27 protein-coding genes are annotated in these 26,595 nt (G+C 62.3%); 21 read left to right on the top strand and 6 right to left on the bottom strand.

All coding sequences use genetic code 11. The features are described 5' to 3' along the window. Positions 1-8 precede the first annotated feature (8 nt). The 5 genes from N1937_RS22945 to N1937_RS22925 form a co-directional block, all read right to left on the bottom strand. Complete coding sequence (locus N1937_RS22945; protein WP_260057050.1) at positions 9-1,646, bottom strand: ABC transporter ATP-binding protein; 1,638 nt, start codon at positions 1,644-1,646, stop codon at positions 9-11. Then, entirely contained in the window at positions 1,643-2,791 is a 1,149-nt protein-coding gene (locus N1937_RS22940; protein ID WP_017966517.1) for an ABC transporter permease, read from the bottom strand. Before N1937_RS22940 ends, N1937_RS22945 begins: the two co-directional genes overlap by 4 nt. Then, on the bottom strand, positions 2,791-3,879 hold the full coding sequence (locus N1937_RS22935; RefSeq protein ID WP_017966516.1) for a microcin C ABC transporter permease YejB: 1,089 nt from the start codon (positions 3,877-3,879) through the stop codon (positions 2,791-2,793). The genes N1937_RS22940 and N1937_RS22935 overlap by 1 nt, the downstream gene beginning before the upstream one ends. Before the next feature lie 150 nt (positions 3,880-4,029). Next, entirely contained in the window at positions 4,030-5,862 is a 1,833-nt protein-coding gene (locus N1937_RS22930) for an extracellular solute-binding protein (RefSeq protein ID WP_017966515.1), read from the bottom strand. 113 nt (positions 5,863-5,975) lie between these two features. Next, positions 5,976-6,605, bottom strand: coding sequence for a TetR/AcrR family transcriptional regulator (locus N1937_RS22925; protein WP_026154384.1), 630 nt, complete (start codon positions 6,603-6,605; stop codon positions 5,976-5,978). A 35-nt stretch (positions 6,606-6,640) separates the two neighbouring features. Between N1937_RS22925 and N1937_RS22920 the strand changes: the two genes are divergently transcribed. From N1937_RS22920 to N1937_RS22890, 7 genes are all read left to right on the top strand, one after another. Beyond that, the gene (locus N1937_RS22920; protein WP_017966513.1) at positions 6,641-7,213 is read left to right on the top strand and encodes a hydrolase; all 573 of its coding nucleotides are present in this window, start codon (positions 6,641-6,643) and stop codon (positions 7,211-7,213) included. Positions 7,214-7,336: 123 nt separating this feature from the next. Beyond that, complete coding sequence (mepA, locus tag N1937_RS22915; protein ID WP_017966512.1) at positions 7,337-8,413, top strand: penicillin-insensitive murein endopeptidase; 1,077 nt, start codon at positions 7,337-7,339, stop codon at positions 8,411-8,413. A gap of 127 nt (positions 8,414-8,540) precedes the next feature. Continuing rightward, positions 8,541-8,921 (top strand): methylglyoxal synthase, encoded by a 381-nt coding sequence (locus N1937_RS22910; RefSeq protein ID WP_017966511.1) that lies wholly within the window; start codon positions 8,541-8,543, stop codon positions 8,919-8,921. A gap of 17 nt (positions 8,922-8,938) precedes the next feature. After that, positions 8,939-9,964 carry a glucokinase gene (locus tag N1937_RS22905; RefSeq protein ID WP_017966510.1) on the top strand — a complete coding sequence of 342 codons (1,026 nt, stop codon included), beginning with the start codon at positions 8,939-8,941 and terminating at the stop codon, positions 9,962-9,964. A gap of 146 nt (positions 9,965-10,110) precedes the next feature. Further along, the gene (locus N1937_RS22900) at positions 10,111-11,898 is read left to right on the top strand and encodes an ABC transporter ATP-binding protein (protein WP_017966509.1); all 1,788 of its coding nucleotides are present in this window, start codon (positions 10,111-10,113) and stop codon (positions 11,896-11,898) included. A gap of 15 nt (positions 11,899-11,913) precedes the next feature. Then, complete coding sequence (gene dapB / locus N1937_RS22895) at positions 11,914-12,738, top strand: 4-hydroxy-tetrahydrodipicolinate reductase (RefSeq protein WP_017966508.1); 825 nt, start codon at positions 11,914-11,916, stop codon at positions 12,736-12,738. A 21-nt stretch (positions 12,739-12,759) separates the two neighbouring features. Continuing rightward, positions 12,760-13,395, top strand: a complete 636-nt coding sequence (locus N1937_RS22890; RefSeq protein ID WP_017966507.1) for a 2,3-bisphosphoglycerate-dependent phosphoglycerate mutase — start codon at positions 12,760-12,762, stop codon at positions 13,393-13,395. A gap of 140 nt (positions 13,396-13,535) precedes the next feature. On the opposite strand, the gene phnF is transcribed toward N1937_RS22890, so the two are convergent. Continuing rightward, a complete protein-coding gene (gene phnF, locus N1937_RS22885) occupies positions 13,536-14,273 on the bottom strand; it encodes a phosphonate metabolism transcriptional regulator PhnF (RefSeq protein WP_017966506.1) in 738 nt (245 codons plus the stop codon). Between the two features lie 117 nt (positions 14,274-14,390). Between phnF and phnG the strand changes: the two genes are divergently transcribed. From phnG to phnN, 14 genes are all read left to right on the top strand, one after another. Further along, a complete protein-coding gene (gene phnG / locus N1937_RS22880; protein ID WP_170262467.1) occupies positions 14,391-14,867 on the top strand; it encodes a phosphonate C-P lyase system protein PhnG in 477 nt (158 codons plus the stop codon). Beyond that, positions 14,867-15,475, top strand: coding sequence for a phosphonate C-P lyase system protein PhnH (gene phnH / locus N1937_RS22875; protein ID WP_260057049.1), 609 nt, complete (start codon positions 14,867-14,869; stop codon positions 15,473-15,475). Before phnG ends, phnH begins: the two co-directional genes overlap by 1 nt. 4 nt (positions 15,476-15,479) lie before the next feature. Beyond that, positions 15,480-16,586 (top strand): carbon-phosphorus lyase complex subunit PhnI, encoded by a 1,107-nt coding sequence (locus tag N1937_RS22870; RefSeq protein ID WP_170262465.1) that lies wholly within the window; start codon positions 15,480-15,482, stop codon positions 16,584-16,586. After that, the gene (locus N1937_RS22865; RefSeq protein WP_170262464.1) at positions 16,583-17,458 is read left to right on the top strand and encodes an alpha-D-ribose 1-methylphosphonate 5-phosphate C-P-lyase PhnJ; all 876 of its coding nucleotides are present in this window, start codon (positions 16,583-16,585) and stop codon (positions 17,456-17,458) included. Before N1937_RS22870 ends, N1937_RS22865 begins: the two co-directional genes overlap by 4 nt. Beyond that, the gene (phnK, locus tag N1937_RS22860; RefSeq protein WP_170262463.1) at positions 17,455-18,231 is read left to right on the top strand and encodes a phosphonate C-P lyase system protein PhnK; all 777 of its coding nucleotides are present in this window, start codon (positions 17,455-17,457) and stop codon (positions 18,229-18,231) included. Before N1937_RS22865 ends, phnK begins: the two co-directional genes overlap by 4 nt. A gap of 24 nt (positions 18,232-18,255) precedes the next feature. Continuing rightward, the gene (gene phnL, locus N1937_RS22855) at positions 18,256-18,963 is read left to right on the top strand and encodes a phosphonate C-P lyase system protein PhnL (protein WP_260057048.1); all 708 of its coding nucleotides are present in this window, start codon (positions 18,256-18,258) and stop codon (positions 18,961-18,963) included. Continuing rightward, complete coding sequence (locus tag N1937_RS22850) at positions 18,960-19,577, top strand: DapH/DapD/GlmU-related protein (RefSeq protein ID WP_162115562.1); 618 nt, start codon at positions 18,960-18,962, stop codon at positions 19,575-19,577. Before phnL ends, N1937_RS22850 begins: the two co-directional genes overlap by 4 nt. 118 nt (positions 19,578-19,695) lie before the next feature. Then, the gene (phnC, locus tag N1937_RS22845) at positions 19,696-20,541 is read left to right on the top strand and encodes a phosphonate ABC transporter ATP-binding protein (protein ID WP_032985221.1); all 846 of its coding nucleotides are present in this window, start codon (positions 19,696-19,698) and stop codon (positions 20,539-20,541) included. Positions 20,542-20,625: 84 nt separating this feature from the next. Further along, positions 20,626-21,531, top strand: coding sequence for a phosphonate ABC transporter substrate-binding protein (gene phnD, locus N1937_RS22840; RefSeq protein WP_017966497.1), 906 nt, complete (start codon positions 20,626-20,628; stop codon positions 21,529-21,531). Positions 21,532-21,700: 169 nt separating this feature from the next. Then, positions 21,701-22,660, top strand: coding sequence for a phosphonate ABC transporter, permease protein PhnE (phnE, locus tag N1937_RS22835; protein WP_017966496.1), 960 nt, complete (start codon positions 21,701-21,703; stop codon positions 22,658-22,660). Positions 22,661-22,667: 7 nt separating this feature from the next. Continuing rightward, the gene (gene phnE / locus N1937_RS22830) at positions 22,668-24,011 is read left to right on the top strand and encodes a phosphonate ABC transporter, permease protein PhnE (RefSeq protein ID WP_170262460.1); all 1,344 of its coding nucleotides are present in this window, start codon (positions 22,668-22,670) and stop codon (positions 24,009-24,011) included. A gap of 140 nt (positions 24,012-24,151) precedes the next feature. Then, the gene (locus N1937_RS22825; RefSeq protein ID WP_170262459.1) at positions 24,152-24,847 is read left to right on the top strand and encodes a DUF1045 domain-containing protein; all 696 of its coding nucleotides are present in this window, start codon (positions 24,152-24,154) and stop codon (positions 24,845-24,847) included. A gap of 13 nt (positions 24,848-24,860) precedes the next feature. Next, a complete protein-coding gene (locus N1937_RS22820) occupies positions 24,861-26,000 on the top strand; it encodes an alpha-D-ribose 1-methylphosphonate 5-triphosphate diphosphatase (protein ID WP_260057047.1) in 1,140 nt (379 codons plus the stop codon). After that, positions 25,997-26,593 (top strand): phosphonate metabolism protein/1,5-bisphosphokinase (PRPP-forming) PhnN, encoded by a 597-nt coding sequence (gene phnN, locus N1937_RS22815; RefSeq protein ID WP_260057046.1) that lies wholly within the window; start codon positions 25,997-25,999, stop codon positions 26,591-26,593. Before N1937_RS22820 ends, phnN begins: the two co-directional genes overlap by 4 nt. Positions 26,594-26,595 lie beyond the last annotated feature (2 nt).

Here is a 26,595-nt window from a genome sequence, read left to right as displayed (position 1 = left end):
GAGCTTCTTTATTGCTGCACGGCGGGCGTCGGCACCGCCTCGATGTTGAAAGCGGCGGCCATCAGCGCCTTGGTGTAATCGTCCTTCGGCGCGCGGAAGATGTCGGCTGACGGACCCTGTTCCACCACCTTGCCGAAACGCATGACGATGACGTCGTTGGCGAGCGCCTTCACCACTTTCAGGTCGTGGCTGATGAAGAGATAGGCAAGGTCATGTTTCTTTTGCAGATCGCGCAGCAGATCGACCACCTGGGCCTGGACGCTCATATCAAGGGCGGAGGTCGGCTCGTCGAGCATGACGAAGCGCGGCTTCAGCACCATGGCGCGGGCAATGGCAATGCGCTGGCGCTGGCCGCCGGAGAATTCGTGCGGATAACGCCAGCGGGTCAGCGGATCGAGACCCACCTCCTCCAGCGCCCAGCAGACGCGCTGGTCGCGTTCTTCAGCAGTCAGGGAGCGCTCATGCACCTTCAGCCCCTCGGCGACGATATCGCCGACCGACATGCGGGGGCTGAGCGATCCATAGGGATCCTGGAAGACGACCTGAAGCTGATTGCGCAGCGGCCGCATTTCGCTGAACGAATAGCCGGCTATATCCGTGCCGACAAAGGCGATCCGCCCTTCTGAGGAAATCAGCCGGGTGAGCGCCAGGCCGAGCGTGGTCTTGCCGGAGCCGGACTCGCCGACGACGCCGAGCGTCTGGCCGGCGCGTAGCGAAAGATCGATGCCGTCGACCGCCTTCACGTGATCGACGACACGGCGCATCAGCCCTGATTTGATCGGGAACCAGACACGGATATCCGAACCTTCCATCACCATGGGTTTCGACGGATCGGCCAATGGCGGCTCGCCACGCGGCTCGGAGGCCAGAAGGTGCCGGGTATAATCGTGCTTCGGATTGGAAAAGACGTCCTCGACGGCTCCGGTTTCGACAATCCTGCCCTTGGTCATGACGCAGACGCGATCGGCGAATTTGCGGACGATGCCGAGATCATGGGTGATGAACAGCAGCGACATGCCGTGGACGGCCTTCAACTGCCGGAGCAGTTCGAGGATCTGCGCCTGCACCGTGACGTCGAGAGCGGTGGTCGGCTCGTCGGCGATCAGCAATTCCGGCCGGTTGGCGAGCGCCATGGCAATCATGACGCGCTGGCGCTGGCCACCGGAGAGTTCGTGCGGATAGGCCTTCAACCGCTTCTCCGGCTCACGGATGCCGACCTGGTTCAGCAATTCCAGTACGCGCTGGCGCGCCGACTGGCCGGTCATGCCCTGGTGCAGGGCGAGGATCTCGGCGATCTGCTTCTCGATCGTATGAAGCGGATTGAGCGAGGTCATCGGCTCCTGGAAGATCATGGTGATGTCGTTGCCGCGCACGTCGCGCAGTTCCCGCTCCGACGCCTTCAGGAGGTCCTTACCCTTGAACAGGATTTCGCCGGAGGGATGGCTTGCCGACGGATAGGGCAAAAGCCGAAGGATCGAGTTGGCCGAGACCGACTTGCCGGAGCCGGATTCGCCGACGAGCGCCACGACCTCGCCTTTGGCGATATCGAAGGAGATATGATCGACGGCGAGCGAGGTTTCGCCGCCCTGATGAAAGGCAACCGAGAGATCGCGAACGGAAAGCAGCGGTTCTGTCATGTCACTCATTGAAACGTCTTCCTCGGATCGAAGGCATCGCGCACGGCTTCGCCGATGAAAATCAGCAGGGAAAGCATGATCGACATGGCGAAGAAGGCCGTCAGGCCGAGCCATGGCGCCTGCAGATTGGTCTTGCCCTGGGCGATCATCTCGCCGAGCGAGGGGGAGCCCGGCGGCATGCCGAAGCCGAGGAAATCGAGCGAGGTCAGCGTAGTGATCGAACCGGAGAGGATGAAAGGCAGGAAGGTCAGCGTCGCGACCATCGCGTTCGGCAGCAGGTGGCGCCACATGATGGTGCGATTGTTGACGCCGAGCGCACGGGCGGCGCGGACATATTCGAAATTGCGGGCGCGCAGGAATTCGGCCCGCACGATGCCGACGAAGCCGACCCAGGAGAAGAGCAGCATGATGCCGAGCAACACGAAGAAGCCGGGCGGCAGCAGTGCGGCGATGATCAGCAGAATGTAGAGTACCGGCATCGACGACCAGATCTCGATGAAGCGCTGCAGCAGCAGATCGGTCCAGCCGCCGAAATAACCCTGCACCGCACCCGCCGTCACGCCGATAACAGCCGAGCAGATGGTCAGCACCAGGCCGAAGAGCACCGATATGCGGAAACCGTAGATGACGCGCGCCAACACGTCTCGCGCCTGGTCGTCGGTGCCGAGCCAGTTGAGATTGCCGGGGGTGCAATCCGGATCGTTCACCCCCTGCGGGTAGCCTGCGCAGCGCTCCTCCTTCGTCATCAGCCAGAAGGGGGCGGTCGGCGCCGAATGCGGAATGTTGGAATTGACAGAGCGATAGGAATAGCGGATCGGCGGCCAGATCATCCAGCCGTTGGCGTTGATCTCGTCTGTTATCACCGAGGAACGGTAGTCGGTTTCGGCGAGAAAGCCACCGAACTTTTCCTCGGGATAGTCGATGAGAACAGGAAACAGGATCTCGCCCTTGTAGGAGGCGATGATCGGCCGGTCGTTGGCGAGGAACTCGGCGAACAGGCTGAGCACGAACAACACCAGGAACAGCCACAGCGACCAGTAACCGCGGCCGTTCGCCCGGAAATTCTGCCAGCGGCGAATGTTGGTCGGTGAGAGCAGGCCCTTGCGCGGCGGCTTGACGGGCGTCGTGACAGCAGGATTTGCGGCGGCGTCCATCAGACATCCCTCCGCTCGAAATCGATGCGCGGATCGATCCAGGTGTAGATCAGGTCGGAAATCAAGCTGACGAACAGACCGAGCAGCGAGAAGATGTAAAGTGTGGCGAAGACGATCGGATAGTCCCGGTTGACCACAGAGAGATAGCCGAGACGGCCGAGGCCATCGAGCGAGAAGATATTTTCGATCAGCAGCGATCCGGTGAAGAAGGCGGAAATGAAGGCGCCGGGAAAACCGGCGATGATGATCAGCATGGCGTTGCGGAAGACATGGCCATAGAGCACCTGCCGCTGGTTCAGGCCTTTGGCGCGGGCGGTGACGACATATTGCTTCTTGATTTCCTCGATGAAGGAATTCTTGGTCAAAAGCGTCGTCGTCGCGAAGGCGGACAGGGAAAGCGAGATCAGCGGCAAGGTCAGGTGCCAGAAATAGTCGAGCGGCTTCTGCCACCAGGCCAGTTGATCGAAATTGTCGGAGACCAGGCCGCGCAACGGAAACCAGTCGTAGAACGAGCCGCCGGCGAAAAGCACGATCAGGAGAATGCCGAACAGGAAGCTCGGTACGGCATAGCCGACGACGATGACGCCCGAGGTCCAGACGTCGAAGGTCGATCCATCCTTAATTGCCTTGCGGATGCCGAGCGGGATGGAGATGGCATAGGAGAAGATCAGGATCCAGATGCCGAGCGAGATCGACACCGGCAGCTTCTCCTTGATGAGTTCGAGCACGGAGGTGTTGCGGAAGAAGCTCTCGCCGAAATCGAAGCGGCTGTAATTCCACATCATCTCGCCAAAACGCGTCAGCGGCGGCTTGTCGAAGCCGAACTGCTTTTCGAGCTTGGCGATCAGTTCCGGGTCGAGCCCCTGGGCACCGCGATATTTCGAGCCTTCATCGCTGCCGGTGCCGCCGAGAAGATCGCCGCCGCCGGACAGGCGCTGGTCGGCGCTGTCGGCCTGGCCGGTCAATTGGGCGATCACCTGCTCGACGGGACCGCCGGGCGCGAACTGGATGACGATGAAGGAAATCGCCATGATGCCGACGATGGTCGGAATCATTAGAAGCAGTCGGCGAATGACATAGGCGCCCATCAGCCTTCAGCCTCCGGGAATGTTTTTCCTGTCTGCCTGCCGTCCAGTCTCATGCCGCTCAATCCGCCAGCCTTCCCTTGCCGGCCCTGCCGGCTTGTCGTGATTCGCTCGTGCCATTTGGAGCCGAGGGCCCCTGCATTGCAAGCCCGCTCATTTTGCCGAGGTCGACCACCAGGCATCGGGGAAGCCAAGGCTGTAGGCCGGAAACTCGGCCGGATGCGTGATCGTGTTCCAATAGGCGATGTTATAAGTATCGCGGTAGAACAGCGGGATGACGTAGTGATTTGCAAGCAGGACCCGATCCATGGCCTTGATTGCTGCGATCTGCTCGTCGCGGTTCGGCGCGAAGATAATCATGCGAATGAGCTCATCAACGGCTTGGTTGGCAATGCCGGCATAATTGCGGGAACCCTGTTGGTTGACCGAACCGGATCCCCAATAGTCGGCTTGTTCGTTGCCCGGATTCATGGTCTCCGCCCAGACATTCCAGATCATATCGAAGTCAAAGCTGCGCTCGCGATTGACAGACTGCGAGGCATCGACTGTCCGGACCCGCGCATCGATGCCGATTTTCCTGAGATTGTTGGCATAAGGCACCGCCCAGCGCTCCAGCATGGGGCTCGACAACAGGATCTCGAAACTCATCGGCTGGCCGGTCTTGGTATTGACCATGCGATTGCCCTTGAGCTCCCAGCCGGCTTCTTTGAAAAGCGCAATCGCCTTGCGGAGATTGTCGCGGCTCTTCTGCGGATCGCCGCCGACAGGATTGCTGTAGGGCGTCGTGAAGACTTCGGGCGGAACCTTATCCTTCATGCCCTGCAGAATTTCCAGCTCTCTGCCCTGCGGAAGGCCGGAGGAGGCGAGTTCGGTGTTCCAGAAATAGCTGTCGATGCGCTTGTAACTATTAAAGGCCACAGTGCGGTTCAGCTCCTCAAAATCCAGACCATAGTTCAGCGCCTCGCGGACCCTGGTGTCCTTGAAGAGGTCACGTCGCATGTTGGGCACGAGAGCCTGCATGATGCCGGTGGCGCGCAGCGGGTTTGCAACCTCCTCTTTCTTGACACGTCCTTCCTTCACTGCGGGAAAATCATATCCCGTCGCCCAGCGGGCAGCCGTGGTTTCCTGCCAGTAGTCGCTGTTGCCGGCGCGAAAGGCCTCGAACTCGACATCCCGATCACCGAAATAGGTGTAGTGGACGTTGCGGAAATTGTTCTGGCCGATATTCACATTGAGGTCCTTGCCCCAGTAGTCGTCACGTAATTCATATCGGATTGTCGCGCCGGGCGAGAAGGAAGCAATCTTGTAAGGTCCCGAACCCATCACGGGCTCGAGGGTCGTCTTTGAGATATCGCGCGGCTTGCCGTCCGGTCCCTGCCCCTCCCACCAATGTTTCGGCACGACCACCAACTGGCCAAGAATATTCGGGAGCTCCCGGTTGTTCTTCTCATCGAAGGTGAAGGTGACGTCGCGATCGCCGGTCTTTTCGGCTTTGACCACGTGGCGGTAATAGTTACCCGTGAGGGGGTTTAATTCCTTCGTCTTATCGAGACTGAAGATGACGTCCTCGGGCGTTACCGGCTGACCATCCGCCCATTTCGCTTCCTTGCGCAGGCGGAAGGTCGCGCTCGATACGTCGGCGGGAAAAGACAGTCCTTCGGCAAGCAGACCATAGGAGACGAGGAGCTCGTCGTCGGCGGGCTTCATCAGCGTGTCGTAAACGAGCGTCAAGCCCACGGCGGTCTGACCTTTGGCAAGCAGCGGGTTGAAGGTGTCGAAGGCGCCGCTTGCGGAGAGGCGCAGGTCTCCGCCTTTCGGTGCATCGGGATTGACGTAGTCGAAATGCGCAAAGCCCGGCTTGTATTTCATCTCGCTGATGACCGAGCTTCCGATCTGAAAGGGCTGGTCCTGACCCGTTGCCGGCATTGGCGCCAGAGCGCCCGCAAGCGATAGAAACAAACCGATCCTCGACCACAGAGCCGCCATTCACGCTTTCCCCTGATTATTGGTGGGTTCGACAATACGAAAAATACGGGCGAAAAACAGGAGAGAGTTTGGTTTTTGCCGGGCGCGCCAAATTTTGACCCATCGGGTCCGTGTCAAGGCGTCGCCTCTTCGAGCCGCCTTCGCAACATGCGGCGCAACTCTGTTACAAGGCGCGGGTCGCCGGCGCTGTCGGGATCATAGGCGGCGGCAACGACGATGCGCAGAAGCTCCAATATGAGGGCCGCAAGCAGATCGACATCGGGCTCCACCGAAGGGTTGGCCTTCCTCAGCAAGGCGACGATGCTTGCCCGCATTTCGGCGCGCGAGCGTGCCTTGCGTTCCTTGGGAATGTCGCGTCTGGCCGCCAGAACAGGAAACTCCGGGAACTCCTCGATGAAGCGTCCGAGCCTCGTGAAGACCGCATCGCCGATCTCGGCGGCAGTCCTTCCCGCGGATTCGTCCTCGAGCGCGGCCAGTGCCGCGTTGAAATGCTGCAGCCGGTCGATATGCAGCGCCTCGGCAAGAAGGAGCTTCGTCGGAAAGAATTGATAGAGCGAGCCGATCGAAGAGTTGGCGGCGGCGGCGATCTCGGTCATCGTCGCGGCATCGTAGCCCTTTTCGAGGAAGACCTTTGCCGCGGCTTCGAGCAGGACGGCAACGCGCTCATGGCCGCGCTGGCGCTTCGGGACACGGGTCTGCAGCTCGGGGCTTGATTTTTGTGAGGTATCCCTCATATTACTCATTGTGAGGATATCCTCATATTTAATGGAGCTCTTTCATGCCGCTTTACGATCCCAAAACCACCGCGCTCATTTCCATCGATCTGCAAGGCCTCGTCCTTGGCCGGGCGCTGGCGCCCCATTCCGGCCAGCAGGTGGTCGAAAACACCGCCGCCATCGCCACCAGCCTGAAGGCGGCCGGCGGAACGATCATCCTCGTCACCGTCGGATTCTCCCCGGACTATGCCGATGCTGTCAACCAACCGGCCGATGAGGCGCTGCACTTTCCGGAAGGCGGCCTGCCGGCCGCAGCTCTTGCCGTGCCGCCGGAGATTGCGGCCCTTACCGCCGATGTCCATATCGTCAAGCATCACTGGAGCGCCTTTTACGGCACCGAGATGGATCTGCAGCTACGCCGCCGCGGTATCAGGACGGTGATCCTTGCCGGCGTCGCCACCAATTTCGGCGTCGAATCGACCATACGCGATGCCTTCGCGCATAACTATGCCGTCATCGCCGCCGAGGATGCGATGACCAGTTTTTCGACTGAGATGCATGATTTTTCCTGCCGGTACATTCTGCCGCGGCTGGCGCGCATCCGGAAAACCGCGGAGGTCGTCACCAATAGCTGAGCCGCTGCGGCGATCCGTCACCGCCTTCTTCTCCCACCGCCAGCCAAAACATCGATTCACCAAAATCGCTTTTCACGATAGGTTCGATCGCAAATCACTTCGGCAGCAGTTCAAGGGAACAGTATGGCTTTCGGCTTCGCTCAGGCTTTCAGGACATTCGGCAAACTGACGCTTGCCGGCGCAGTCGGCGCAAGCCTTGCCGCCGGTGACGTCGGCGCGGAGCAGAAGACGCCGAGCCCGGGCAGTGCCAAGGGGCAGTTCGGCGCCGTCAGTCTGCCGACGCAGGGACCGGCGCAACCGATCGGCTTCTACGCGAAGGGCTGCATGACGGGTGCGGTGGCGCTGCCGACCGACGGGCCGACCTGGGAGGCGATGCGGCTTTCGCGCAATCGCCGCTGGGGCAATCCGGCCACGATCGCGCTATTGGAACGATTTTCACAGGACGCCGCCAAATATGCAGGCTGGCCGGGCATTCTCGTCGGCGACATCGCCCAGCCGCGCGGCGGACCGATGCCCAGCGGTCATGCCTCCCACCAGATCGGCCTCGACGCCGACATCTGGTTCACGCCGATGCCCGCGCGGCGGATGACGGCCGAGGAGCGCGAGGATCTTCCCTTCACCTCGATGCTGCAGAAGAACAAATTTCTGACGATCGATCCCAAGGTCTGGACGGAATCGCACGCGCGGCTGTTGATGCTGGCCGCGAGCTATCCCCAAGTGGAGCGCATCTTCGTCAATCCGGCGATCAAAAAGAAGATGTGCGACACCTGGACGGGCGACCGCACCAATCTCGGCAAGCTCCGGCCGGAATACGGCCACGACTCGCATTTCCACATCCGCATCAAGTGTCCGCCCGGTGCTGCGGGATGCACACCGCAGGCCCCCGTCGCTGCCGGCGACGGCTGCGACAAGTCGCTCGCCTGGTGGTTCACGCCGGCGCCCTGGGCACCGCCGAAACCGCCGAAGCCCGGCGCCAAGCCGCCGAAGCCGCCGCGCGAGATGATGGTTTCCGACCTGCCGAAAGCTTGCGCCGCCGTGCTCGATGCTGCTTCCGTGGCCTCTATGCAGGCCGCCACCTATGGCGGACCTTCCGCCGCAAGCGTGCTGGCCGCCGCTCCGGCCGCAGTACCCGCCGCCGACGCCGATGGCGCTTTACCCGATGTCGGCCCGGTTCCGAACGACAAGCCGGCGATACAATGATCGAGGTTCTGGGACCGCGCCCTAAGACCAAGCCCGCGGACGGAGACCCGGGATGCGCTGTCTTTCAAATCGCAACCTCTTGGTATAAAGCGGTCAAATCGATTGAATTGTTCGGGCGGAGGGGTTGATGGCCGGCGGCAAATGCCTTGCATTGATTGCGCATGACCAGAAGAAAGACGACATGGCGGATTTCGCCCGCGCCAACAGGGACATTCTCTCCCGTTGGAACATCGTCGCCACCGGCACCACTGGCGGGCGCGTGCTCGACGCCGCCCCCGATCTCCACGTCACCAGGTTGAAGAGCGGGCCGCTCGGCGGCGACCAGCAAATCGGCGCGCTGATTTCGACCGGCGAGGTCGATGCCCTGATCTTCTTCGTCGACCCTTTGACGCCGATGCCGCACGATGTCGACGTGAAGGCGCTGATGCGGCTGGCGATCGTCTATGATATTCCGATGGCGCTCAACCACGCGACCGCTATAAAACTTCTTCCGACACTTAAAGCCTGATCAGCACGGAACCGGCCATGCCAAAACCGAACAACAGCACCGCTCCGCTGCCTTTCCCGATCCTGATCGGCGATATCGGCGGCACCAATGCCCGCTTCTCCATCCTGACCGATGCCTATGCCGAGCCGAAGCAGTTTCCGAACGTGCGCACGGCGGATTTTGCCACGATCGACGAAGCGATTCAGCACGGCGTTCTCGACAAGACCGCCGTGCGGCCGCGCTCGGCGATCCTCGCCGTCGCCGGCCCGATCAACGACGACGAGATCCCGCTGACCAATTGCGACTGGGTGGTGCGGCCAAAGACGATGATCGAGGGCCTCGGCATGGAGGATGTGCTCGTCGTCAACGATTTCGAGGCGCAGGCGCTGGCAATCGCCGCGCTTTCGGATGAAAACCGCGAACGCATCGGCGACGCCACCGGCGACATGATCGCCTCCCGCGTCGTGCTCGGACCAGGCACCGGCCTCGGCGTCGGCGGGCTCGTGCATGCCCAGCACAGCTGGATCCCGGTTCCCGGCGAAGGCGGCCATGTCGATCTCGGGCCGCGCAGCAAGCGCGACTATGAAATCTTCCCGCATATCGAGACGATCGAAGGCCGCGTTTCGGCCGAGCAGATCCTCTGCGGGCGGGGCCTCGTCAATCTCTACCATGCCATCTGCATTGTCGACGGCATCCAGCCGACGATGAAGGATCCCGCCGACATCACTTCGCACGCGCTTGCCGGCAGCGACAAGGCAGCCATAGAGACCGTCTCGCTGTTTGCCACCTATCTCGGCCGCGTGGCGGGCGACATGGCGATGGTGTTCATGGCGCGCGGCGGCGTCTATCTCTCCGGCGGCATCTCGCAGAAGATCATCCCGGCGCTGAAGAAGCCGGAATTCCGGATGGCCTTCGAGGACAAGGCGCCGCATACGGCGCTGCTTCGCACCATCCCGACCTATGTAGTGACACATCCGCTGGCAGCGCTTGCCGGGCTTTCCTCCTATGCTCGCATGCCGGCGAATTTCGGCGTCTCGACGGAAGGCCGCCGCTGGCGGCGTTAAGCCCCGACGCAAAGCAAATAGAGCGTCTTTGGCGCGTCCTGGCGGACGCGCGGCGCTCTAGCCAAACCAGTCCCAACTCTTTATAGACGCCGGCAAAAGTGCGCGTCGCCTTTGCGGCGGGCTTGGTCCGAGACAGGAAATCCTATTTGGAAGCGGCGGAGAGCAGAACACAGGGCGTCAGCAGCGATACCGTAACCGGCATCCTGAAGCGCATCATCGCTGAAAACGGCCGCGATCATCTGTGGGGCTATGTCTTTGCGATCGCCTGCCTCGTCGTGGTGGCGCTTTCGACGGCGTTCACCGCCTGGATTATGCGGGCGATCATCGACGAGGCCTTCGCCAATCGCCGCGCCGACGTCGTCTGGATCATCTGTCTTTCGATCTTCATCGCCTTCGTGCTGCGCGGTTTTGCCAGCTACGGTCAGGCGGTGGCGCTTTCAAAGGTCGGCAACGATATCGTCGCCCGCTACCAGCGCCGGCTCTATGCGCATCTGATGACGCTTTCGGTCGGCTTCTTCAGCGAGGCGCGCTCTGCCCATATCGCTGCGCAGGTGAGCCAAAACGTCAGCGGCATTCGCGACGTGCTCAACCTGACGATCACCTCGACAGTGCGCGACCTGCTGACCTTCATCTCGCTGCTCGCCGTGATGATCCTCCAGGATCCGCTGCTCAGCCTTGCGGTGTTCATCATGGCGCCGCCGCTGCTTTATGCACTGCGTTATGTTTCCAAGCGGCTGCGCTCGGCGACCCGCGAGGCCGTGCATCTGAACAGCCACGTTCTCGGCGCCATGCAGGAGACGATCCAGGGCATCGCCATTGTGAAAGCCTTCACGATGGAAGAAGAGCTGGAGCGCAAGGTCAACAAGCTCATCAAAGGCGCCGAAAGCCGGGCGAACCGGATTGCCCGGCTTTCCGAGCGCACCTCTCCTCTGACGGAAAGTTTCGCGGGTTTTGCCGTCGCCAGCGTGCTTGCCTATGCCGCCTACCGCTCGATCTACTTCAATGTGCCACCCGGCGCCTTTTTCTCCTTCGTCACGGCGCTGCTGCTTGCCTATGACCCGGCCCGCCGGCTTGCCCGCCTGCAGGTGCAGATGGAGCGCGCCGTCGTCAATGCGCGGATGATCTATGAATTGCTCGACATGGAACCGCGCCAGCGCGACCTGCCGGATGCCCGGCCGCTGACGGTGACGCAGGCAAGGATCGAATTCCGCAATGTTTCCTTTGCCTACGGCAATGAGAGCGTGCTCAGCGGCGTGAGTTTCATCGCCGAGGGCGGCGCGACCACAGCACTTGTCGGCCCTTCAGGCGCCGGTAAATCCACCGTCATCAGCCTCATTCCGCGCTTTTACGATCCGCGCGAGGGCGAAATCCTGATCGACGGGCAGGACATCGCCCACATCACCAAGAAGTCGCTGCGCCAGCAGCTCGCCTATGTCTCGCAGCAGCCCTATCTGTTCGAGGGCACGATCCGCGACAATATCCGCTATGGCCGGCCGGAAGCGACCGATGCCGAGGTGGAGGAGGCGGCGCGGCTTGCCTATGCGCATGATTTCATCTCAGCACAGCCGCAAGGCTACGAGACGCCGGTCGGCGAAAACGGCGTGACGCTTTCGGGCGGCCAGCGCCAGCGGCTATCGATCGCGCGCGCCCTGGTGCGCAATGCTCCGATCCTGCTTCTCGACGAGGCGACCTCGGCCCTCGACACCGAATCCGAGGCAGCCGTGCAGAAGGCGCTCGACGAAGCGATGAGCGGACGCACCGTCGTCGTCATCGCCCACCGGCTGTCGACCGTGGTGCGCGCCGACAAGATCGTCGTCATGCAGCAGGGCCGTGTCGTCGAGGAAGGCAATCACGAGACGCTTGCGAAGGTCAGCGACGGTCTTTACGCTCGCCTCAACAACCTGCAGAGGCCTTCGGCCTCCGATTCAAACTGACCTGGTGAGACTGACATGAGCGATGCTGCGATGAAACTGGTGGTGGTTGGCGCAGCCGGACGCATGGGGCAGACGCTGATCCGGCTCATCCATTCCATCGAAGGTGTCACGCTGCATGCCGCGGTCGAGCGCGCCGGCTCGCGCTTCGTCGGCAAGGATGCCGGCGAGATCGCCGGTCTCGGCCCGACAGGGGTCATCATCGGCGACGATCCGCTCAACGCTTTTCTCGACGCCGAAGGCGTGCTCGACTTTACCTCGCCTGCTGCAACAGTGGAATTCTCAGGCCTCGCCGCGCAGGCCCGCATCGTCCATGTCATCGGCACGACCGGCTGTTCGGGCGACGACAATGCCAGGATCGCCGCGGCGGCCCGCCATGCCCGCATCGTCAAGTCGGGCAATATGAGCCTTGGGGTCAATCTGCTCGGCGTGCTCGCCGAGCAGGCAGCGCGAGCGCTCGATCCTGACGATTGGGATATCGAGATCCTGGAAATGCACCACAAGCACAAGGTAGATGCGCCGTCCGGCACCGCCCTTCTTTTCGGCGAGGCCGCGGCAAAGGGGCGCGGCATCGATCTTGCCTCAAAGTCGGTCCGGGTGCGCGACGGCCATACCGGCGCCCGCGAAGCGGGCACGATCGGCTTTGCGACGCTGCGCGGCGGCTCCGTCATCGGCGAGCATTCCGTGCTTTTTGCCGGCGAAGGGGAAATCGTCACCCTGTCGCACAGTGCGGCCGACCGCTCGATCTTTGCCCGCGGCGCCATCAAGGCGGCCCTTTGGGCGCGCGACAAGAAGCCGGGTCTCTATTCCATGCTCGACGTGCTCGGGCTTTCTTCCTCATAACGATACTACGGAGGCATATTCATGAGCGGTACCCTCGTCCTCGTTCGCCACGGCCAGAGTGACTGGAACCTGAAGAATCTCTTCACCGGCTGGAAGGATCCCGATCTGACCGAGCTCGGCATCCAGGAAGCCAATGCCGGCGGGGCGGCGCTCGCCGAATACGGCATCAAATTCGACGTCGCCTACACCTCCGTGCTGGTGCGCGCGCAGCACACGCTGAAGCTCATCCTCGACAAGGTCGGCCAGCCCGATCTGCTGACGATCCGCGACCAGGCGCTGAACGAGCGCGATTACGGCGATCTCTCCGGCCTCAACAAGGATGATGCGCGCGCCAAATGGGGCGAGGAACAGGTGCATATCTGGCGCCGCTCCTATGACGTGCCGCCGCCCGGCGGTGAAAGCCTGCGCGACACCGGCGCCCGCGTCTGGCCCTACTACCTCACCGAAATTCTGCCGCGCGTGCTCAGAGGCGAGAAGGTGCTGGTTGCCGCGCACGGCAATTCGCTGCGCTCGCTGGTGATGGTGCTCGACAAGCTCACCCGCGAAGGCGTGCTCGCCCTCAACCTCGCGACCGGCGTGCCGATGGTCTACAAGCTGAAGGCGGATTCCACCGTCGCTTCCAAGGAAGTGCTCGGCGACATGTCGGGCGCGCATTAATCTTGGCTGATCTTTCCCCCTTAGAGCATTTCCGTTTTTCTACGAATCACGGAAATGCTCTATCTCTTTGTTTTCACGCAATTCCGGACGCAAAACCGCTACGCACTTTTGCTGGAATTGCTCTAGGCGGGGAAAGGCGCTCAATTCTCGATGGTGAACTGTACCCGGTCGGCCGCGAAGCGGCTGATCGAATATTGCACCGGCACACCCTCAAGATCGGTATTCATCGCCTTGGCGATCAGCAGGATCGCGCCGGGGGTGAGTTCGAGGTCGGCCATGTCGGCCGCACTCGCATGGGCGGCCGTCACTTCGGTCGTCGCCCGGACATAATCCGGCAGGCCGAGTTCAGCGAAAGCCTTGGTAATCGATTCTCCCGTCCGGTAGGCCTCACCGATACCGGCAAAGCGCTTGGCGGGAAACCAGCTCGTCGCCCTTGAAACCGGCCGCTTGTCCGCCTGACGCAATGTTTCCAGGCGGATCACCTCTTCTCCCGGCTTCAGGCCCAGCCAGCGGGCAATCTCGGCACTCGCTTCTTCCTTTGCCTCATCGAGCAGAAGGCCGCGCATCTCTCGGGCTTGATCGCCGATGCCGGCGGTAAAACGGGTGCGCCGGGTGATCGGGAAGTTCAGTCGCTCCTTACGCTCGATCAGCGTGCCGCGACCCTGTACCGCACGGACGATACCCTCCTGCGCCAATGCCGCCAGCGCGCTACGCACCGTATGCCGGTTGACGCCGAATTGCAGCGCCAGCATTGTTTCCGGCGGCACCATTCCCGTTTCGTCATAGGCTCCCGTGCTGATCGCCTCACGAATCCGATCGGCGATCTGGCGCCAGAGCGCCACGCCGGTTTGCCTTTGCACCTGCTTCAATCCCGCCATTCCGCCCCTGCTCGTCCATTTAACTCTCGATGTCACACGCTTGTCACGACATCGATTTAGAGCTAAGTATAGCTTGTATGGTTGTCTATATCAATAGACATTTAGAGGGAAGCGGCAATGATATCAGCGGACAGGACAGACGCTGCGTCACAGACGGCATCCGGGCGCAAACGCGCCGCCGATCTGCTGGCGCGTGCGGAGCGCAGCGAACTCCAGGCGGTCTTCGATGCGCTGCCGGAAAAGCCTGTGGCCCATCCGGTGCGCGGACCGGAGACCGGGCTGGTGATGGTGCGCGGACGCATCGGCGGCGGCGGCGCTCCTTTCAATCTGGGCGAGGTGACCGTGACACGCGCCACGGTCCGGCTCGACACCGGTTCGGTCGGCCATGCGCAGGCGCTCGGCACCGACCGCGAGAAGGCCAGGCTTGCGGCGATCTTCGACGCGCTCTGGCAGGAGGAGGCGACGAAGGACTTCGTCGAACAGGCCTTGCTTTTACCGATCACTGAGCGGATCGCCGATGCCGAACGCCGCAAGGCGGACGAGACAGCGGCAACCCGCGTCGATTTCTTCACCATGGTGCGGGGAGACAACTGATGGGCCTGAAGACAGAAGCTTTGACCGGCGGCTTTGCCGAGCCGGTCTTCCATGCCCAAAGCGTCTTCAAGATGCTGATGGACGGCATGGCCCGCCCCGGCACGATCCAGACCGTTCAGCCCGATGTCGCTCCGCCGGCACCGCTCGGCATCGCCGCCGGCACGATCGCGCTGACGCTTTGCGACCACGACACGTCAGTCTGGCTTTCACTGGGACTGGCGAGATCCGCCGTGCCGGAGTGGCTCGGCTTCCATACCGGCGCACCGTTGATCACCGAAAAAGCCGAGGCGCGCTTTGCCTTCACCGAGGCCGGCACCGCACTTTCCTCCTTCGGCCTCTTTGCATCAGGCACGCAGGAATATCCCGACCGCTCGACGACCCTCATCATCGAACTCGCCAATCTCGAGGGTGGCCGCAGGCTGGCGCTCATGGGTCCCGGCATCCAGAGCATGACGGAGATTGCGCCGATCGGCCTGCCGGAGACCTTCCTGCGGCTCTGGACCGAGAACCGCGCGCTCTTTCCGCGCGGCGTCGACATCGTGCTGACGGCGAGCAAGCGTTTCCTCTGCCTGCCGCGCACCACCAAGATCACAGCAACGGAGATCTGAGCTCATGTATGTTGCCGTCAAGGGTGGCGAGACCGCCATCGCCAATGCCCACCGCCTGCTCGCCGACCGCCGCCGCGGCGACCGTTCGCTGCCGGCGATCGGCATCGAACAGATCGTGGCGCAGCTGGCGCTCGCCGTCGACCGCGTCATGGCCGAAGCTTCGCTTTTCGACCGCACACTCGCTGCACTCGCCATCCGCCAATCGCGCGGTGACATGATCGAGGCGATCTTCCTGCTGCGCGCTTATCGCACGACGCTGCCACGTTTCGGCTATTCCAGGCCGCTCGACACGGCTGATATGACGATCGAACGCCGCATCTCGGCGACCTACAAGGATCTGCCGGGCGGCCAGCTTCTTGGGCCCACCTTCGACTATACCCACCGGCTGCTCGATCCCTCGCTGCTTTCGGACGAGGCGGTGGAGACGCCCGCTCAGCGCGTCGCCGAGGCCGGCCGCATCATACGCGTCTCCGAGATCCTCGGCGAGGAAGGCCTGATCGAGGCCGACGGCGACATGCCGGAAGATCACGAGATCGGCGACCTGACCCGCGAACCGATGGAATTCCCGATGACCCGGGATCTCCGCCTGCAGGCGCTTGCCCGCGGCGACGAGGGCTTCCTGCTGGCGCTCGGTTATTCGACCCAGCGCGGCTATGGCCGCAATCACCCCTTCACCGGTGAAATCCGCATCGGCGACGTCGAGGTGGAATTCGACGTGCCGGAACTTGGTTTCGCCGTCTCGCTCGGCACGATCCAGATCACCGAATGCCAGATGGTCAACCAGTTCAAGGGGTCGGCCAAGGCGCCGCCGCAATTTACCCGCGGCTACGGCCTGGTCTTCGGCCAGAGCGAGCGCAAGGCGATGGCGATGTCGCTGGTCGACCGTGCGCTTCGCGCCGAAGAACTCGGCGAGGATATCACCGCACCGGCCCAGGACGAGGAATTCGTCATCTCGCACTCCGACAACGTCCAGGCGACGGGCTTCGTCGAGCATCTGAAGCTTCCGCATTATGTGGACTTCCAGGCCGAACTCGATCTCGTCCGCCGCATGCGCCGCGAATTCGAAGCCGCCCGCAACGGTGGCGAAGCCATGAAGGAAGCCGCCGAATGACCGATCTGGCCAGCTACAACTTCGCCTATCTCGACGAACAGACCAAGCGCATGATCCGCCGCGCCATCCTGAAGGCAATCGCCATTCCGGGTTACCAGGTGCCCTTCGCCTCGCGCGAAATGCCGATGCCCTATGGCTGGGGCACCGGCGGCGTGCAGGTGACGGCCTCGATTATCGGACCTGATGACGTGCTGAAGGTCATCGACCAGGGCGCCGACGACACGACCAACGCCGTTTCCATCCGCGCCTTCTTCCAGAAGGTCGCCAATGTCGCGGTGACGACGCATACCAAGGATGCGACGATCATCCAGACGCGCCACCGCATTCCCGAGGAAAAGCTCGGGGCCGGACAGGTGCTCGTCTACCAGGTGCCGATCCCCGAGCCGCTGCGCTTCCTCGAGCCGCGCGAGACCGAAACGCGCAAGATGCATGCGCTGGAAGAATACGGCCTCATGCATGTGAAGCTCTACGAGGACATCGCTCATAACGGCCGCATCTCGCGGACTTACGCCTATCCGGTGAAGGTCCACGGCCGCTATGTCATGGACCCGTCGCCGACGCCGAAATTCGACAATCCGAAGATGCATATGTCGGACGCGCTGCAGCTCTTCGGCGCCGGACGCGAGAAACGCATCTATGCGGTTCCGCCTTATACCGACGTCGTCAGCCTGGATTTCGAGGATTACCCCTTCGATATCCAGCGCTTCGACAGGCCCTGCGCCCTTTGCGGTGCGGAAGATGTCTATCTCGACGAGGTGGTTCTCGACGACAAGGGCGGGCGGATGTTCGTCTGCTCCGACACCGATCATTGCGAAGACCGCCGCGCGCACGGACATGCCGGCGAGATGCTGGCGCGGGAGGCTGCAGAATGAGCGATACTCCGCTTCTCAAAGTCCATGACGTTTCGAAATTCTACGGCAACCGCATCGGCTGCCGCGACGTCTCGTTCGACCTCTGGCCCGGCGAAGTGCTCGCCGTCGTCGGTGAATCCGGCTCCGGCAAGACGACGCTGCTCAACTGCCTCTCCACCCGGCTGCTGCCGAGCACCGGCAGCGTCGAATATCACATGCGCGATGGCAGCTACCGCGATCTCTATCGCATGAACGAGGCCGAGCGGCGCTTCCTGATGCGCACCGACTGGGGCTTCGTGCACCAGAACCCGGCCGATGGCCTGCGCATGACCGTTTCTGCCGGCGCCAATGTCGGCGAACGGCTGATGGCGATCGGCGACCGGCACTACGGCAGGATCCGCGCTTCGGCGATCGACTGGCTCGAACGCGTCGAGATCGACGCCGACCGCATCGACGACCAGCCGCGTGCCTTTTCCGGCGGCATGCGCCAGCGATTGCAGATCGCCCGCAACCTCGTCACCGGCCCGCGCCTCGTCTTCATGGATGAACCCACAGGCGGCCTCGACGTCTCGGTGCAGGCGCGGCTGCTCGATCTCGTGCGCGGCCTCGTCAACGACCTCGGCCTCTCGGCCATCATCGTCACCCACGATCTCGCCGTCGCACGCCTGCTCTCGCACCGGATGATGGTGATGAAGGACGGCTACGTCATCGAACACGGGCTGACCGACCGCGTGCTCGACGACCCGCGCGAACCCTACACGCAGCTGCTCGTCTCCTCGATCCTGCAGGTCTGAGGCCCGAAACCAAGGAAGAAGAATATGGCAACGCCCCTCGTCGTTTCCGAAGTCTCGAAGAGCTTCACCATGCATCTGCGCGACGGCATCAAGCTGCCCGTCGTCTCTGATGTCGCCTTCTCGGTCGCATCAGGCGAATGCGTCGTGCTCGGCGGCCCATCGGGCATCGGAAAGAGCTCGCTGCTCAAGATGATCTACGGCAATTATGCCGTCGACACCGGCCAGATCCTCATCCGCCACGACGGACGCATCGTCGATCTCGCCTCCACCGATCCGCGCACCGTGCTCAACGTCCGCCGCAATACGCTCGGCTATGTCAGCCAGTTCCTGCGCACCGTGCCGCGCGTCGCGGCGATCGACGTGGTTGCCGAACCGCTGGTGGCACGCGGCGAGGACGCCGCCACGGCGCGGGAAAAGGCGGGCGCCCTGCTGGCCAGGCTCAATCTGCCGGAAACGCTCTGGCAGCTTCCGCCCGCCACCTTCTCCGGCGGCGAGCAGCAACGCGTCAACATCGCGCGCGGCTTCATCACCGAGCATACGATCCTGCTTCTCGACGAACCCACAGCCTCGCTCGATGCCAGGAACCGTGCCGTCGTCGTCGGCATGATCGCGGAAAAGAAAACGGCGGGTGTGGCCCTTCTCGGCATCTTCCACGACGAGGAAGTGCGCGAAGCCGTGGCCGACCGCATTCTCGACGTCCAGCAGTTCTCACCCGGAAAGATCGGTGCATGAGCCGCAAGCTTGATATCGAGCCCTATTTTCATGAGACGGCATCCGTCAGCGATTCCACCTTCGGGCGCTATACCGAGGTCTCGGAACGCTGCCGCATCAGCGAGGCCACGTTCGGCGACTATTCCTACATCATGCAGGATGGCTCCGTCTGGTGTGCGACGATCGGCAAGTTCGTCAATATCGCCGCCGCCGTGCGCATCAATGCCACCAACCATCCGACCTGGCGCGCGACACTGCATCATTTCACCTATCGCGCCGCCGACTACTGGCCGGACGGCGACATGGAGACGGACTTCTTCGCCTGGCGTCGCGCAAACCGGGTGACCATCGGCAACGATGTCTGGATCGGCCACGGCGCGACCATTCTGCCCGGCGTCAACGTCGGCAACGGCGCGGTGATCGGAGCCGGCGCCGTCGTGTCGAAGGACGTCGCGCCCTATACGATCGTCGGCGGCGTGCCGGCCAAGCTCATCCGCGAGCGCTTTCCAAGAGAGGTCGGCGAACGGATGGACAGGCTTTCCTGGTGGGACTGGGAGCATGACCGGCTGCGCCAGGCGCTCCAAGATTTCCGCAACCTAGACGCGGAAGATTTCCTGTGCCGCTACGGCGGTTAAAACCCCCGATATAGGGGCGAAGAATTGTGACAGGACTTACACAAATATGACATGTGAGGTTCATCAAGCGGGACTAATGCGATGCTGATCAAGGCCTGGATCGCAAGGGAAGAGCATGATGTTCGAGCTGAAGAATGTCACACGTCGTTTCGGAAAAAAGCTCGCTGTCGATTCCGTCACGCTCGCCATTCCCCAAGGCCAGATGGTCGGCATCATCGGCCGCTCCGGCGCCGGCAAGTCGACGCTGCTGCGCATGATCAACCGCCTGCAGGAGCCGAGCTCCGGCTCCGTTCATTTCGCCGGCGTCGAGGTCTCCGGGCTTCGCGGACAGGCGCTGCGCAACTGGCAGCGCGACTGCGCGATGATCTTCCAGCAGTTCAACCTGGTGCCACGCCTCGACGTTCTCACCAATGTCATGCTCGGCCGCCTCAATCACCGCTCGACGCTTATGAGCCTGCTCAACATCTTCACCCGCGAGGAACGCGTGCATGCCATCGCAGCACTCGAGCGCCTCGGCATCGAGCAGACGGCGCTGCAGGCAGCCGGCACGCTTTCCGGCGGCCAGCAGCAGCGCGTGGCGATCGCCCGCGCGCTGATGCAGAACCCGAAAATGGTTCTTGCCGACGAACCGATCGCCTCGCTCGATCCGCTGAACGCCAAGATCGTCATGGATGCGCTGCGCGATATCAACGAGCGCGAGGGCATCACCGTCATCACCAACCTTCATACGCTCGACACCGCCCGCAACTATTGTGAGCGCATCGTCGGCATGGCCGGCGGCCGCGTCGTCTTCGAGGGCAAGCCCTCGGAGCTGACCGCCGCAGCGGTGAAGGAAATCTACGGGACGGACAAGGACGGCGCCGGCATCGACGAAACGGTGACCTCGACATCGATCAATACAGCCCCCGAGCGGGCAGACAATCAATCCGCCGGCACCCAACCGCTGGCGCTGGCCGGCCTCTGAGAGGCAGCCGCGATCGAGCGCCCGCGTCAAGGGCACACTTCTTCGTAACGGGAAGACCGGGGACACCGGTCAATAGGAGAGAACATGTTGAAGAAAGCACTCTTTGCGGCAACGGCGCTCTTCGCGCTCGCCGGCGCTGCCCATGCTGCAGACCTCAAGGAATTCCGCATCGGCATCCTCGGCGGCGAAAACGAAACCGACCGCCTGCGCAACTATGCCTGCCTTGCCGACCACCTGAAGCAGGAATTCGGCTTCGAGAAGGTTTCGCTCTTCCCGGCCGCCGACTATGACGGCGTGATCCAGGGTCTGCTCGGCGGCACGCTCGACTTCGCCGAACTCGGCGCCTCCGGCTACGCCGCCGTGTACATCAAGGATCCGAAGGCTGTCACGCCGATCCTGACGACGCAGCAGAAGGACGGCTCGACGGGTTACCACTCGATCGGCCTCGCTCTGAAATCATCGGGCATCAAGACCATCCAGGACGCCAAGGGCAAGAAGCTCGGCTACGCCGACCCGGATTCCACCTCCGGCTATCTCGTTCCGCTGACGCAGATCCCGAAGGACACGGGCATGCCGAACGATAAGTTCTTCGCTTCGACCCAGTTCAACGGCGGCCACGAGAACAACCTTCTCGCCGCCTATGACGGTAAGGTCGACGTCGCCGTCGACGATAGCTCGGGCATCGGCGATTTCAAGGACGGCTACACCTCCGGCACCTTCCGCAAGGAAGTCGACAAGGGCGCCGTCGATCCGAACAAGCTGGTCGAAGTATGGCGTTCGCCGCTGATTCCGAACGGCCCGCTCGTCGTTCGCAACGCTCTCGGCGAAGAATGGCAGACGAAGCTTGCAGCCTTCTTCACGGCTCTGCCGGAAAAGGATCACAAGTGCTTCGCGGCTATCGAAGGCGGCGATTACAAGGGCTACTCGCCCGTCAAGCACGACTTCTACAACACTGTCGTTGAAGTCCGCAAAGCTGCCATCGGCGGCTGATCGGCCTCTTGAATGCGGGGCGGCCGGAAACGGCCGCCCTTTATCTTTGACTACAGCGCCGCGCGTCTTAGACGCGCAAAGGACGCTGTAGCACTTTGAATTGCTGCATAATTCTATCCTCAAGTCGATTCCGATTTGAGGATAGAATTATGAAGTAGGCGAGGCGTTGATGACTATTGCCGATACACAGCCGCACATGCAGAGCACGCAGGAGATCGGCACCGCCTGGAGCCGGATGGTCGCCAAGCGCCGCTTCTACACCATCCTCGGCCTGGTTATCCTCATTGCGGCTTTCATCAGTTCGGTCCGCTTCGCCGACGAGAGCAATGCCGGCCATTTCTTCGACCGCCTGCCGCATCTCTTCGACTTCCTGAGCTGGCTCATCCCCAAGGATTGGGACGACGTCTGGCGCGCGCTGTTCGACATAGCGAGCGTCAACGACAAGGGCGGCGAGGAATTCAATTTCGACAAGGGACGCGTCTATGTCTGGGGCGCCTTCTACATTCCCGAATATTTCGAGCTGATGATCGTCACCATCAACGTGGCGCTGATCTCGACGATCATCGCCTTCGTCATTGCCGTTCCCTTGAGCTTCTTTGCCGCGCGCAACCTGACGAATTCATGGCCGTTGCGCATCTTCACCAAGCGGCTGATGGAGTTTCTGCGCGCCTTCCCTGAAATCGTCATTGCCGGGCTGTTTTCGGCGATCCTGTCGATCGGGCCGGTCGCCGCCATCATCGCCATCACCCTGCACACGATCGGCGCGCTCGGCAAACTCTTCTACGAAGTGGCCGAAAATATCGACATGAAGCCTCACGAGGGCATGAAGGCCGTCGGCGCCAACTGGTGGGAACGCGTGCGCTTTGCCGCCCTGCCGCAAGTGCTGCCGAATTTCACCTCCTATGCGCTGCTGCGCCTCGAGGTCAATGTGCGTGCTTCGACCATCATCGGCGCCGTCGGCGGCGGTGGCATCGGCGAGGAGCTGAAGCTTTCGATCTCGCGCGGTTTCGGCGCCAAGACCATGGCGCTCGTTCTTCTGCTGTTCGTGACGATCGTCGCCGTCGACCAGTTCTCCGCATGGCTGCGCCGCCGTCTTGTCGGTGAACACGCCTTCCTCCTGCAACATTGAGGCCGCCATGACGGTGATCGACGCAAACCGCATGCACGAGATAGAAACCCGCTACCCCGAATATTTCCACCGATCGCTCCGCCAGCGTTTCGGCGGGCTGATGATCCTCATCGCAACGCTGCTCTACAGCCTCTATGCCGTCTGGTTCTTCGACCTGCCCAAGCTCTTCGCCGAGGCCCATTGGGAGCGTGTCGGCATCTATCTCAGCCAATGGGTGAGCTACGACGTTCAGCCGGAATTCCGCATTGGGGACGACGGCTCGATCGACATCCGTTATCCGCGTTTCTCGCCGCTCGGCGACAATCCGCATCCGGACTGGCTGGTCAACAACCCCGACGGCAGCATCACCGTTTCGATCGGCGGCACCAGCCGCACCGTCACCGTCTCGAAGAGCGAGACGATCGTCACCGCGCATGGCGTCAGCGTCCCGGTCGACGTTTCGAGCGGTGCGCCGAAGGTGATCGGGCCGGTGCCCGGCTGGATAACGGTCTACGACGACAACGTGCTGGCGGATCTCGGCTTTGCCGGCAATGTCAGCATCTCCGTCGACCGGGTGAAGATCCGCAAACGTTTCATCGGCTGGGCAAATTTCATCTTCGACACGCAATCATCCTTCTTCGACAAGCCGGTCGGCGAGGTCGTCAGCCTCATCGTCTCCGGCCCCCGCATCAAGCCCGACCAATCCAATCTGTCGCTCGCCTTCGACGACATCTGGAACAACAGCGAATGGCAGCACGGTGACGTCTGGACTAAGCTTTTCCAGACGATCGTCATGGCTTTCCTCGGCACGCTGCTCGGCGCGCTTACCGCCTTTCCGCTGGCCTTCCTGGCAGCCCGCAACATTACGCCGAACCGCCTGCTGAACCAGGTCCTGAAGCGCTTCTTCGATTTCCTGCGCTCGGTCGACATGCTGATCTGGGCGCTGTTCCTGACACGCGCCTTCGGGCCCGGCCCGCTTGCCGGCAGCGGCGCGATCTTCCTCACCGAGACCGGCACGCTCGGCAAGCTCTATTCCGAAGGCCTCGAGAATATCGACAACAAGCCGCGGGAAGGCGTCAAATCAACAGGCGCGCAGACCGTGCTCGTTCATCGTTACGGCATTATGCCGCAGATCGTTCCCGTCTTCGTCAGCCAAACGCTCTACCAATGGGAATCGAACGTGCGCGGCGCGACCATCATCGGCGCCGTCGGCGCCGGCGGAATCGGCCTCAAGCTGTGGGAGGCCATGCGCACCAATGCCAATTGGGAAAACGTCGCCTACATGGTCATTCTGATCCTGATCGTCGTCTTCATTTTCGACACCGCCTCGAATGCGTTGCGCCACCGGCTGATGGGCACGAAAAGCCACTGATTCATTGATCAAAGGCGGTGGCGGCGTGACGCCATCATCATTCTGTCACGGAAATCTTTTAGCCGGGAGCCTGCTTGCGGTTCGCCGCCAAATCACTGCACAGTGCCCTCCCCGTTTGGACGACCCCCAGGATAAAAGCCTTGCGCTACGCTCTCTATTTCTCGCCGCCGAAGGATGATCCCCTGACCGGCGCGGCCTCGCTCTGGCTCGGTCGCAATGCTTTCACCGGCGAGACCTATCCGGCACCTGAACATGAGCAACTGGGTGCGGCAGAGCAATTCGAGCTGACCGCCGACCCGCGGCGCTACGGCTTTCACGCCACGATCAAGGCGCCGTTTTCGCTCGCCTCCTCGGTCACCGAGAAGGATCTCATGACTGTTGCCGAGGATTTTGCCCAGCGCACGCAAGCCTTCGAGATTCCTGAACTCGTGCTCGGCCAGCTCGGCCGTTTTTTTGCTCTCGTTCCCGGTTCTGTTCATCAACCTCTTCAGGATTTCGCCGCGAAGGTGGTAAGGTCGTTCGAACCGTTCCGCGCAGCGCTTTCCGAGGCCGATTTGGCTCGGCGCAACCCGGAGAAGCTCAGCGACAGCCAGCGTGCCCATCTGCAGCGCTGGGGTTATCCTTACGTCATGGAGGATTTCGGCTTTCACATGACGCTGAGCGGCCAGGTGCCCGAGACACGAGCTCAGGTGATGAAAGCGATCCTGACCGAGCGTTTTGCCGGTTTCACCGGCCGGCCGCTTTCGATTTCCGGCCTTGCCGTCTTCATCGAAGAGACGCGCGGTGCCCCGTTCAAAATTCATTCCTGGCTGCCGCTTGCCGGCGCCAAAAGCTGAAAGACCTGACGCCATGAGCAAAGAGACCGTGTTTTCCAACGCCCGGATCGTTCTCGAGGACGACATCCTCTCGGGCTCGATCCTCATCCGGGACGGGAAGATCGCCGACATCTCCGGGAGTAACTCGGTAGCCGGCGAAGATTTCGAAGGCGACTACGTCATTCCCGGCCTCGTCGAGCTGCACACCGATCATCTCGAAGGCCATTATCAGCCGCGCCCCGGTATTCGCTGGAACAAGACCGCCGCCATCCAGGCGCATGACGCCCAGATCGTCACCTCAGGCATTACCACGGTGTTCGACTGCCTGCGCATGGGTGCGGACGAGGACGGCGGCTTCGAACATGGCGAGATGCGCGAGATGGCCGATGCCATCCAGTCGGCGGAGACGGAAGGCAGGCTGCGCGCCGAGCACCTCATCCATTTGCGCTGCGAGGTCTCGGCCGACAATGTGCTCGAGCATTTCGCCGATTTCGAAAACGACCGCCACGTGCGGCTCGTCTCGCTGATGGATCATGCGCCCGGCCAGCGTCAGTTTCAGACGATGGATCAATATATTTTCTACTACCAAAAGAAGCGGGGCCTGAGCGACGAGGCCTTCGCCCATTTCGTCGCCAAGCGCCAGGCAGAATCGGCGCGCAATTCGACGCCGCACCGCAACGCTATCGCCAAGGTCTGCGCCGAGCGCGGCATTACCGTGGCAAGCCATGACGATGCGACGCTCTCGCATGTCGACGAGGCGATCGACAACGGCGTGCGCCTGGCCGAATTCCCGACCAGCTTCGATGCCGCCCGGGCGTCGCACAGACATGGCATGAGCGTGCTGATGGGAGCGCCGAACATCGTTCGCGGCAAATCTCATTCCGGCAACATCGCCGCCCGCGACCTTGCCGAGATGGGCGTGCTCGACGTGCTTTCCTCCGACTACGTGCCGCTCAGCCTGCTACATGCACCGTTCATCCTCGCCGATGAGGTGGAGAGCATCAGCCTGCCGAAGGCGATCGCCATGGTGACGTCGACGCCCGCCCGCACCGTCAGCCTCGATGATCGCGGACGGATCGCGACGGGGCTGCGCGCCGATCTTGTCCGCGTCCATCGTTCGCATGGTGTGCCGGTGACACGCTCGGTCTGGCGCCAAGGACGCCGTGTCGCATGATGTCACACGAACCCCACGCAGGAGCCGGAGCCGAGCGCGGCATCATGGTCGTCGTCGTCGGCCCGAGCGGTGCCGGCAAGGACACGCTGATGAACCTCGCGGCCCGGCGTTTCAAGGGCCGCGACGATGTGCATTTCGTCCGCCGCGTCATCACCCGTCACCGTGACGCCGGCGGCGAAGATCATCTTTCCGTCTCCCTCCAAGGGTTTGCCGCCATGGAACAGTCAGGCTCCTTCGCCGTCTGGTGGGAAGCGCACGGGCTGAAATACGGCATTCCGGCCGAGGTTTCGGTAGCCCTGTCGAAAGGCCACGTCGTCGTCGCCAACGGCTCGCGCTCGGCGCTTCATCGCTTCCAGGCCGCCTTCCCGCGTCTGAAAGTCATCAACGTCACCGCCCGCCCCGAAGTGCTCGCTGGCCGGCTGGAGGCGCGCGGCCGCGAGACGCATGAGGATATCATGGCTCGGCTTGCCCGCGGACCGCTGACGGTGCGCGGCGAATACGACGTGACGGAGCTCGACAATAGCGGCTCGCTCGAAGAGGCCGAGCAGAAGATAATCGAGATCCTCGACGGGTTGCTGACCAAGACGCACTGAAC

The organism is Rhizobium sp. WSM4643, assembly GCF_025152745.1.
Taxonomy (GTDB): domain Bacteria; phylum Pseudomonadota; class Alphaproteobacteria; order Rhizobiales; family Rhizobiaceae; genus Rhizobium; species Rhizobium leguminosarum_I.
Note: the sequence above shows the minus strand (reverse complement) of the source record. Positions and strands in the feature narration are given on the sequence as shown.